The following is a 10,679-nucleotide window of genomic DNA, read 5'->3' on the forward strand; positions in this document are numbered from 1 at the left end:
TTATGTGGTACCATATTTTTAAGTTCGAAATACAATATCGTATCAAACGACCAGACACTTATGTGTTTTTTTTGTTTCTATTTTTATTCTCAATTGTTGGAGTCGACTTTATTTTTCAAGGCACTGATTTAGGGCTTATGAAAAAAAACTCGCCCTTGGTAGTTGCAAAATCTATGGGAGCAATTACAGGTTTGTTCATGATTTTAGCTTCTATGATAATGGGAGTCTCGGTGTTAAGAGACTTTGAATACAACATAGAATCACTTATGTTTTCTACTCCAATTCACAAAAGAGATTACTTGTTAGGTCGATTTTTGGGATCGTTTACAGTTTTGTTATTTGTGTTTAGTGGCATTCCTTTGGGAATGATGCTAGGTGAATTGATGCCTTGGATTGCTGCGGATGAATTATTAACTTTTAATGGATTGGTCTATTTAAAGACCTTTTTATTAGTAACCTTACCTACTGTATTTTTTGGAGCTGCGTTATTTTTTGTAACAGGTGCATTAAGTAGAAATCTTGTAGTAGTGTATACACAAGGTATCTTCTTATTTGTTGTATTTATGTTAACCAAAGCTATAACTAACGAGTTTTGGCAAGCTATCTTAGATCCGTTCTCATTAACCACAACAACTTTTATCACAAAATCCTGGACTACTCTAGAGAAGAGCACTCAAGACCTTCCTTTTATAGGAGCGCTTTTGTATAACAAACTATTTTGGTTTTCTCTTGGGATAGCAGCATTAGTATATGGTTATCATAAATTCAATTTTAATGTTGTTAAAGAAAAACGCTCTAAAGGAAAACGAAAACAAATATCAAAGACTAATATCAATGATGGCAATGAAGTCATTATACCAGATGCTAAAAAGCAATACGATTTAAGATCAAAGTGGGCACAATTAAAACAGTTTTCTTGGTTTTATTTTATGGGTATTTGCAAGCAACCTTCCTTTTGGGCTATTGTTATATGTGGTATGATTATTATTCTTGTTAACTCTGTAAACTTGGGTACTGTTTATGGTGTTGATAGTTATCCTGCTACGTATTTTATAGTTGAGGAACTTCAAGAAACATCCATATTTTTTTTCATAATTATTTTAGTTTTTTATTCAGGAGAATTGGTATGGAAAGAAAGAGGTGCAAAACTAAATTTAATTTATGACGCTACAGCGATGTCGAGTTTTATAAAGTTAGCTGGCAAGTATGTTGGTTTAAACTTAATTTATATAGTGCTAATGCTCGCCTTAATTAGTTCAGGCATTATATTTCAAACATTGAGTGGCTATTATAAATATGAACTACACGTCTATTTTTATGGTTTCTTTTTAGAGATTTTACCATTTCTAGCATTATATACTTGTGTAGCCTTTTTTATTCAATCTGTTGTAAATCATAAATTTGTAGGAATCATGCTGGTCATAACCTTCTTTATTGCCAATACTGCTCTTGGTGCATTTGGCTTTGATCATGATTTATATCTGTTTGGTGGTAATACTATAGGTACGTATTCTGAAATGAATGGTTATGGTCATTTTTTAAAACCATACCTATTTATTAAATCATACTGGTTGCTCTTCGGAATACTATTACTGATTATAGCATCTTTGGTATCCGTTAGAGGCATTGAAACTAACTTGGTAAAGCGTTTTAAAACTGGCAAATACCGATTAAGCAAACCACTTTTTAAGTTAGCTTCAATCGTGTTTTTAATGGTTATAGCCATTGGGAGTTTTATATTTTACAACACTAATGTGTTGAATGACTATTGGACAGCTTCTGAGGCTACTGCCTTTAGAGTAGACTATGAAAAAGAACTTAAACAGTTTGAATATCTGCCGCAACCTAAAATTGTAGATGTTAATTTAAAATTGGAGTTGTATCCTTCAACTAGAGATTATACAGTAGAAGGCTATTATATTTTGAAGAATACTAACACGGAAGACATAGCATCTATTCATATTCAAAAACTTCTAGAAGGGAATATCACAATAGATAGCTTATCCTTTGAAGGTGGAGCCACGCGAGACAATCAATATAAAAAGTTTGATTATTCAATTTTCAATCTAAATAAAGTCTTAAAGCCAGGGGATTCTATAAAAATGTACTTTAAGCAAAACTTTATGACAAAAGGTTTTGAATCAGGGAGTTCTAATGTGAATATCAACAAAAATGGAACATTTTTTAGTAATTCAGATTTACCAACCATAGGATATACTAGAAAATATGAACTAAATGATCCTAGTGATCGTGAAGACTATAATTTACCTTTACGATCTAATAAAGCAGAAAGAGAAAATGTTAATGAGCTTGTAAATGCGAGGTCAGGTAGTGATTCTGACGGCTTAAATTTTGAAATGATTATTGGTACATCCAAATCGCAAACCGCTTTAGTTCCTGGAGAGTTGTTAGAGCAATGGACAGAAAATGAACGTAACTATTTTCATTATAAAATGAAAATTCCAATCATAAATTTTTATTCTATTGTTTCTGCGGAATATGAGATAAAAAAAGATCAATGGATGTCTCAAAAGGATTCAATAACAACACCTATTGACCTAGAGATATACTATCATAAAGGACATGATTATAATCTAGATAGAATGCTATCGTCTATGAAAGCATCTCTAAACTATTTCACTAAAAATTTTAGTCCTTACCAATATGAGCACTTACGAATCATGGAGTTTCCACGTTATGCGCAATTTGCACAATCATTTCCTGGAACCATACCTTTTTCAGAATCTATAGGTTTTGTATTAGATATAGATGATGAAAACGATGTAGATATGGCATTTTATGTTACTGCTCACGAAATTGCGCACCAATGGTTTGGAATGCAAGTAGAAGCCGCAAATGTAAAAGGAAGACACTTTATTTTAGAAACATTATCACAATATGCTGCGATGATGGTTTTAAAAGAACACTATTCTGAAGACAAACTACTTCAATTTTTAGAGTTGCAAAACGAGACTTATAAAAAAGGTCAAGATAGAGAAGCTTTAAAGGAACCTTCATTGGCTTTAGTAGAAAATCAAGACTATGTGTACTATGCCAAAGGTGCCATCCAAATGTATCAATTTCAAAAGGCAATAGGAGAGGAGAACGTTAATAAGGCATTAAGACGTTTTCTTAAGGATTGGAATACTAGAAATGGTGTTTTAAAGACTAAAACAGATAGATATGTCACTTCTAAAGATTTGTTAGACTATTTTAAGGAGGTCACACCAAGAGATCTTCAGTATATGATTCCAGAACTTTTTGAGTCTGTAGAAGCTTTAAAAATAATCACAGATGTGAAAAATTAAAAGCTAACTCGGTAGTCGCAACCAACCTTATAATTACTACAACCAAAAGCAGTATTTCCTTTTAAAACCTGGCCAGTTTTACATTTAGGGCAAATATCACCAGCGTTAACTGGTGTTGACTTTGCTTTTTTAGGTTCTAGTTTTAATTTAAAATGATCATCAAACCTGAGCAAACCTTCAATGGTGTTGCCTTCAATTTTAAAACCTTTTAAGTTTACTGTAGATCCTTTGCTTAATAAGCGTAGGAATTGATTTTCTGAAACCTTTTTACCACCAAAATTAAACGGTAAAGTAAAATCACAAGATTTGCCATAAAGCGTACATCCATAAGCAGATTTCCCTTTTATAAGCTGACCAGACTTACATTTTGGGCAAGAAGCACCAATGAGATTTACCGTATTAGCCTTTGACTTTGCTTTTGGCTTGCCAGATGGTTTATTATTTACGGCAGAAATTCTAGTCTGTACGTTTTCACTTCGTACTTCATAGACAAGAGCATCAACCATACGTTTCATACCCTTTATAAATGCAGAAGCAGAAAACTCACCTTTTTCAATATCTTTTAATTGTTTTTCCCAACTTCCGGTAAGTTCTGCGGATTTTAGCAATTCATTTTTAATAGTATCAATTAATTGAATTCCAGTTACGGTAGGTATTAATTGCTTTTTATTTCGCTTTATATACTTACGTCTAAATAGCGTTTCAATAATATTAGCACGTGTAGAAGGTCTACCGATACCATTTTCTTTCATAATATCTCTTAACTCATCATCATCTACTTGTTTACCAGCTGTTTCCATAGCGCGTAATAAAGAGGCTTCTGTAAATTGATTTGGTGGCTTGGTTTGTTTTTCTATAAAAGAAGGTTGATGTTTTCCTTTTTCTCCTTCAACAAATGTTGGTAAAATAGAATCTTCATTCTTAGTTGATTTTTCAGATTCAAATACAACACGCCAACCTTTACTTAGTATTTCTTTTCCTGTAGTTCTAAATTTTACCTCGGCAGCTTTACCAATAACAACAGTGTTAGACACTTCACAATCGTTATAAAACACAGCAATAAACCGTCTAACTATAGCGTCATAAACACGTTGCTCATTGTGTTGCATGTGTATTTCTATACCAGTTGGAATTATAGCGTGGTGATCGGTTACTTTTTTATCATTAAAAACCTTAGATGATTTTTTAATTTTTTGAGCGAGTAGAGGAGTAGTTAATGTTGCATAACTACTAAGTTTTGATAATATACTTTTGACTTTAGGGTAAACATCATTTGGTAAAAAAGTAGTATCTACTCTTGGATACGAAATGGCCTTTTGTTCGTATAATCGCTGAGCAATTTTTAAGGTTTCATCAGCTGATAGCCCAAACTTCGTATTACAATATACCTGTAAGCCTGTTAAATCAAAAAGTTTTGGTGCATACTCTTTGCCTTTCTTTTTTGTCACTGAGACGACTTCAAAATCGTGTTCTTTTACTTTATTTGCTAATACTTCTCCGTCTTCCATCTTTAAAAAACGACCGTCTTCGTAATTAAACACTGTATCTCTGTAAATGGTTTGCAATTCCCAATAGGGTTGAGGCTTAAAATTCTCAATGGTTTTCCAACGGTTAACAAGCATGGCAAGCGTAGGAGTTTGCACACGACCAACAGAAAGCACTTGTTTATAACCTCCGTGTTTTACGGTATATAATCGTGTGGCATTAATGCCTAATAACCAATCGCCAATTGAGCGTGAAAACCCAGCGTAGTATAGATTATCATAATCTGATGCAGGTTTTAAATTTTTAAAGCCTTCTTTTATGGCTTCTGTAGTTAAAGATGAAATCCAAAGTCGTTTTACATCTCCTTTATAATTAGCTTCGTTGAGCACCCAACGTTGTATTAACTCTCCTTCTTGCCCAGCATCACCACAGTTTATAACAACTTCTGCTTTGTCAAATAGGCTTTTTACAATACTGAATTGCTTTTTTATTCCTTGATTGTCCGAAACTTTAACTTCAAACTTCTCAGGAAGCATAGGTAAGTTATTTAAATCCCAACTTTTCCAATACGGTTTATAGTCGCTAGGTTCTTTTAACGTACATAAATGTCCAAATGTATAAGTAACGGCATAACCATTGCCTTCAAAGTAGCCGTCACGTTTTGTAGTTGCACCTAATACGGATGCAATTTCTCTAGCCACACTGGGTTTTTCGGCAATACAAACTTTCAATACATTTTAAATTTTAGAATCACAAAATACAGAAATTTAAAGATTTTAAATACGAAATTATTTATTAATTTATACAGTTCTTTTCTACACCAATTCTAATACAAATATTACTTATATAAAATATTTCAATGATAGTACTTAAATATATTGATAATTAGTTATTTACAGTATTCATATTTGATAAAAATAATTTAAAAATTACAATTTATATAACTTCAAGAAACCCTATGTAATTCATTATAAAATTTAGGATATTTTAATTCTACTAAACAACAGATATAGCATTTTAATTTATGTAATTTTGCGTTAATATATAATATGAAGTTCGTTTAAGCATGTCAGATAGAGTAGAAGCGCTACAGGATAAAAAATCAGGAAAAGAATTATATAACTACCAGCAAGGAGCTATTCAGCAAATCTTTGAGAAATTTGATACTGCTCCCAGCGATTATCACTTGTTATACCAATTACCAACCGGTGGTGGAAAAACGGTTATTTTCTCAGAAATGGTTCGTCAATACTTAAAGAACCATGACAGAAAAGTGTTGGTAATGACGCATCGTATTGAGTTATGTAACCAAACGTCTACAATGCTAACCAGTTTTGGAGTAGAAAACAAGGTGGTTAATAGTAAGGCCAATTTAGACGATCAAGCCAACTATAGTTGTTTTGTGGCTATGGTAGAAACTTTAAATAACCGTCTTAATGATGGTAAATTAGATATTTCTGATATAGGTTTAGTAATCATTGATGAAGCACATTACAATTCATTTACTAAACTGTTTAAATTCTTTGAAACGTCTTTTATTTTAGGTGTTACTGCAACGCCACTGAGTTCTAATAAAGAACTTCCGATGAAAGATAATTATAATGAACTTATTGCAGGTGAAACTATTGAAGCACTTATAGAAAATGAATTTTTAGCACGTGCAGAAGTTTTTCAATACGATATGGGATTAACATCTTTAGAAGTAGGTTCTAACGGTGATTATACTGTAAAATCGTCTGAAGACTTATATTCTAGTCCGGCAATGCTTCAAAAGCTTGTAGATGCCTACAAAAAGCATTCACTCGGTAAAAAGACTTTGATTTTTAATAACGGAATCAATACATCAATAAACGTGTATTATGCATTTAGACAAGCAGGTATTCCTATTATGCATTTAGATAATACAGCGACTAAAAAACAACGTGCCCAAATTTTACAATGGTTTAAAGAAACACCAAATGCCATATTAACATCAGTTAGTATTTTAACCACCGGTTTTGATGAACCCACTATAGATACGATTATCCTCAATAGAGCGACCAAGTCTTTAACCTTGTATTATCAGATGATTGGTCGTGGTTCTCGTATTTTGAATAATAAATCGAAATTTACAGTTGTTGATTTAGGAAATAATTATTACCGATTTGGACCTTGGGGAGCTGATTTAGATTGGCAAATGATTTTTAAATCTCCTAATTACTACATAGATCGTATTCAGTCTGATGAATCTATTGAAGCAAAATTTAGACACGAATTACATGAAGATATTCAGGAAGATTTTGCCAAATCAGAAGATACGTATTTTGATGTAAAACAGGTTTATATTGATGCTACAGCAAAAGGGGAATCTTCTAAAGTGGTTTTAGAGCGTTCTATAGAACACCATGCTAAAATGTGCATAGAAAATAGCGAAGATGTTTACGATGCTATTGCTTTAGCAAAATTATTAAAAGATGATATTAATAATAGAATAGCGGTTTACGCCAAGTGTATTAGTAAAAGCACACATAATTTTATCAGTTGGCTAAAAGACGATTACAAAAAGAAACTAAACTCATATTTACGTCAGAATTTTGATGACGTGTTTGAACAGATTCATGGCTATCCACCAGAAGACTAACCTTATTATAAGAAAAACGAAACTGTTATAATAACCCAATATAAATGCGAAAAAAAACCATCTTAATTATACTCTCGTTTTTTTCTATTTATGTGTTTTGGGGTTCTACATACATGTTAAATAAAATGGCGGTAATGCAACTTTCGCCATTTATGTTAGCAGGAGTACGTTTTTCTTTTGCAGGGATTTTGGTTCTTATTATAGCTAAGTTGTTAAAGAAAAGTTTACGTGTCTCTAAAAAACAACTTATCAATTGCACTATAGCCGGATTCTTGTTTTTAGCCTATGGTAATGGAGCTATAGTTTGGGCATTAAAGTATGTCGATAGCGGATTTGCAGCATTAGAAGCCTCTATAAACCCTTTACTCATTTTAATATTAATGCGTATTTATCAAAAGAAAGCGATTAAATTAAAATCTATAATTGGTATTGCATTAGGGATTGTTGGTATGTATTTACTTGTTAGTCAAAAAGAACTCACATTTCAAGACGGAAGTACTTTAGCCATCATCGTTATTTTTACTTGTGTATTATGTTGGGCTATTGGCAGCTTATTTATAGCACAAGCCGATTTGCCCAAAAACTTCTTTATAGGTACAGGTTATCAAATGTTAACAGCAGGCATTATCCTTTGTATTGCAAGTGGATTATTTGGTGAATCTTGGATCGCATTAACCGATTGGACACTTAAAACACAACTGTCTATGGTAGGTTTAGTACTGTTTGGTAGTATTGCTGCTTTTACATCGTTTAATTACTTGTTAAAAAATGTTTCGCCAGAGAAAGTTGCAACATCGGCTTATGTTAACCCTATTATAGCATTACTTTTAGGTTGGAAATTTTTAGAAGAACAAATTACTTTACAAACCATTTCTGCTGCAGTATTACTATTATTAGGCGTATATTTTATTAATACAAAGCGCGATAAAATATCTAAAAGCTATAATAGCCCTAAGCGTTAATACTTTTATAAATAAAAATATTCTTATATAAGGATTAGATATATTTGTTAGACAAAATCACATAAAATTATGATGGTAAAACGACACAATTGGGATGAAGTATCAACAGAACAGGTTGGTCCAAAAATGGAGCGCAAATTAGTTTATGGAGATAAAGTAATGATTGCTAAAATGAAATTTAAAAAAGGGTTTATGGTGCCATTGCACAGCCATATTAACGAACAAGTGACTCAGGTTGTTTCTGGTACAATGCGTTTTTGGTTTGGTGCAGACAAAGAAGAAACCTTTGATATGCATGCTGGTGATGTTGTGGTTATTCCTGCAAATGTACCTCATGAAGCGTTAATGGTAACTGATGTTGAAGAAATAGATACTTGGACACCAATTAGGTCAGATTGGTTAGATGGTACCGATAATTATTTAAGAAACGATTCGTAATCAAACAATATGGACTTAGGACTTAAAGATAAGATTGCTTTTGTTGCGGCATCTAGTCAAGGTTTAGGTAAAAGTGTGGCTTTAGAATTGGCTAGGGAAGGAGCTCATGTTATTCTTAATGGTAGAAATACAGAATTATTAGAAGCTACAAAGCAAGAAATTGATGGAGTAGGTTCTGGTAAGGTCTCAGCATTTATCGGGGATTTATCTATTGCTGAAGATCGTGATCGTATTGTAAACACTATTTTAAAGCAATATACGGCTATTGATATTTTAGTAACCAATACAGGTGGTCCTGTTTCTGGACGTTTTGAAACCTTATCGCAAGACGATTGGAATACCACTTACGAACTTTTACTAGGCAGTGCTGTGAGTTTAGTCCGTAGTTTTCTACCAGGCATGAAAACACAACCTTGGGGTCGAATTATCTCTATAACCTCACAAGCGGTAAAACAACCTGTAGAGAATTTAATTTTATCGAATTCTGTTAGAGCATCGGTTGTAGGACTTATGAAAACTTTGGCTAGTGAATTGGGAGAATATAACATTACGGTAAATAATGTAATGCCAGGTTATACAAAAACGAATCGTTTAAAAACATTAATTGAAAAGAACCCTACGTTTGCTGAAGCGGTGAACGAAATTCCTTTAAAACGCTTTGGAAACCCAGAAGAATTTGCAGCAGCAGTAACTTTTTTAGCAAGTGCTCGTGCCAGTTATATTACAGGAACATCTTTAGCTGTTGATGGCGGTTGGATAAAAAACATATTGTAATGACGCAGATTGACGTTTCTGATAAAGTTATTTTAGTCACTGGTGCCTCAAAAGGTATAGGTAAAGCTATTGCGGATTATTTAATGCAAAACGGCGCTAAAGTTGCAGTGCATTATAATAGCGATAAAACTTCTGCAGAAGCTTTAGTAAACAACCACAACAATGGTTCTAAAGCGTTTAAGGCTGATCTAGCTAAAGAAAAAGAAGTGATTGCTTTATTTAAAGCAGTACAAAGTCAGTATAAAACTATAGATGCCATTGTTTTAAATGCAGGAGTATTTTTAGAACATTCATCAAAATCAACAATAGAGGATTGGTTTTCTGTTTGGAGAAAGACCATGGCTATAAACCTAGATGCGGTAGGCTTATTGACTAAACTTGGTATAGATCAGTATCGCACGCAAAACGGTGGACGTTTTGTTTATATTGGAAGTAGAGCCGTATTTAGAGGCGAAACAGAAGAGTATTTAGCTTATGCAGCATCTAAAGGTGGAATAACGTCTTTAGCACGTAGCGTAGCGCGTTCATTCGGAAAAGAAAATATTAAGGCATTTGTAGTTTCTCCAGGATTTACTAAAACACAAATGGCAGAACAATTTATTGCTAATTATGGTGAAGAACGTATTCTTGAAGAAATTGCTTTAGAGGAATTAACAACACCTGAAGATTTATCGCCATTAGTAGCTTTAATGTGTAGCGGACTAATGGATCATGCTACAGGTGCAACGATTGATGTTAATGCCGGAAGTCATATTAGATAATTCAATTTAAGTTTTACATATAATCAAGTATAGAGTATGGTTGTTATTAATTATATTTTACATAATATAAATTATAGGACAAATGCTATTATTGATTATTTACTAAGAACATACCATTAGTCAACTATAATGATATTATGTAAAATATCCCAGAAGCTTTAGTACTATTGGTTTTAGTGTGCAGTACTTGGGCATTAAACTAGAAACGGTTTGCTTCGCAGCGTTAAAAAAGCATTTGTCCTATAATTTGCCGTTATGTCAAATGTCCGCTGTCAACCGCATATTGCGTTGATAAAATCAAATTACTATTGTAATTTATTTTATATGCAAT

7 protein-coding genes are annotated in these 10,679 nt (G+C 32.7%); 6 read left to right on the plus strand and 1 reads right to left on the minus strand.

The window, feature by feature from the left end:
* Window positions 1-2: 2 nt before the first annotated feature.
* A complete protein-coding gene (locus K8Z87_RS08590; RefSeq protein WP_227477093.1) occupies window positions 3-3,308 on the plus strand; it encodes a M1 family aminopeptidase in 3,306 nt (1,101 codons plus the stop codon).
* On the opposite strand, the gene K8Z87_RS08595 is transcribed toward K8Z87_RS08590, so the two are convergent.
* Window positions 3,305-5,524 (minus strand): type IA DNA topoisomerase, encoded by a 2,220-nt coding sequence (locus K8Z87_RS08595; RefSeq protein WP_227477094.1) that lies wholly within the window; start codon window positions 5,522-5,524, stop codon window positions 3,305-3,307. The two genes, K8Z87_RS08590 and K8Z87_RS08595, sit on opposite strands and share 4 nt — an antisense overlap.
* A gap of 335 nt (window positions 5,525-5,859) precedes the next feature.
* On the opposite strand from K8Z87_RS08595, the gene K8Z87_RS08600 reads away from it, so the two are divergent.
* The 5 genes from K8Z87_RS08600 to K8Z87_RS08620 all read left to right on the plus strand — a co-directional run bounded on the left by K8Z87_RS08600 (window position 5,860) and on the right by K8Z87_RS08620 (window position 10,348).
* Window positions 5,860-7,413 carry a DEAD/DEAH box helicase gene (locus K8Z87_RS08600; protein ID WP_227477095.1) on the plus strand — a complete coding sequence of 518 codons (1,554 nt, stop codon included), beginning with the start codon at window positions 5,860-5,862 and terminating at the stop codon, window positions 7,411-7,413.
* Window positions 7,414-7,457: 44 nt separating this feature from the next.
* Window positions 7,458-8,375 (plus strand): EamA family transporter, encoded by a 918-nt coding sequence (locus K8Z87_RS08605; RefSeq protein ID WP_227477096.1) that lies wholly within the window; start codon window positions 7,458-7,460, stop codon window positions 8,373-8,375.
* A gap of 69 nt (window positions 8,376-8,444) precedes the next feature.
* Entirely contained in the window at window positions 8,445-8,813 is a 369-nt protein-coding gene (locus K8Z87_RS08610; protein ID WP_227477097.1) for a cupin domain-containing protein, read from the plus strand.
* Window positions 8,814-8,822: 9 nt separating this feature from the next.
* On the plus strand, window positions 8,823-9,587 hold the full coding sequence (locus tag K8Z87_RS08615; protein WP_227477098.1) for an SDR family oxidoreductase: 765 nt from the start codon (window positions 8,823-8,825) through the stop codon (window positions 9,585-9,587).
* Complete coding sequence (locus K8Z87_RS08620; protein ID WP_227477099.1) at window positions 9,587-10,348, plus strand: SDR family oxidoreductase; 762 nt, start codon at window positions 9,587-9,589, stop codon at window positions 10,346-10,348. Before K8Z87_RS08615 ends, K8Z87_RS08620 begins: the two co-directional genes overlap by 1 nt.
* Window positions 10,349-10,679 lie beyond the last annotated feature (331 nt).

Origin of the sequence: Winogradskyella immobilis, assembly GCF_021887715.1 — a bacterium.
GTDB lineage: Bacteria > Bacteroidota > Bacteroidia > Flavobacteriales > Flavobacteriaceae > Winogradskyella > Winogradskyella immobilis.

Excerpts from the sequence above, each read along its gene's own strand:
- K8Z87_RS08590 (WP_227477093.1), top strand. The coding sequence starts at position 3 with ATGTGGTACCATATTTTTAAGTTCGAAATACAATATCGTATCAAACGA.
- K8Z87_RS08600 (WP_227477095.1), top strand. The coding sequence starts at position 5,860 with ATGTCAGATAGAGTAGAAGCGCTACAGGATAAAAAATCAGGAAAAGAA.
- K8Z87_RS08605 (WP_227477096.1), top strand. The coding sequence starts at position 7,458 with ATGCGAAAAAAAACCATCTTAATTATACTCTCGTTTTTTTCTATTTAT.
- K8Z87_RS08610 (WP_227477097.1), top strand. The coding sequence starts at position 8,445 with ATGATGGTAAAACGACACAATTGGGATGAAGTATCAACAGAACAGGTT.
- K8Z87_RS08615 (WP_227477098.1), top strand. The coding sequence starts at position 8,823 with ATGGACTTAGGACTTAAAGATAAGATTGCTTTTGTTGCGGCATCTAGT.
- K8Z87_RS08620 (WP_227477099.1), top strand. The coding sequence starts at position 9,587 with ATGACGCAGATTGACGTTTCTGATAAAGTTATTTTAGTCACTGGTGCC.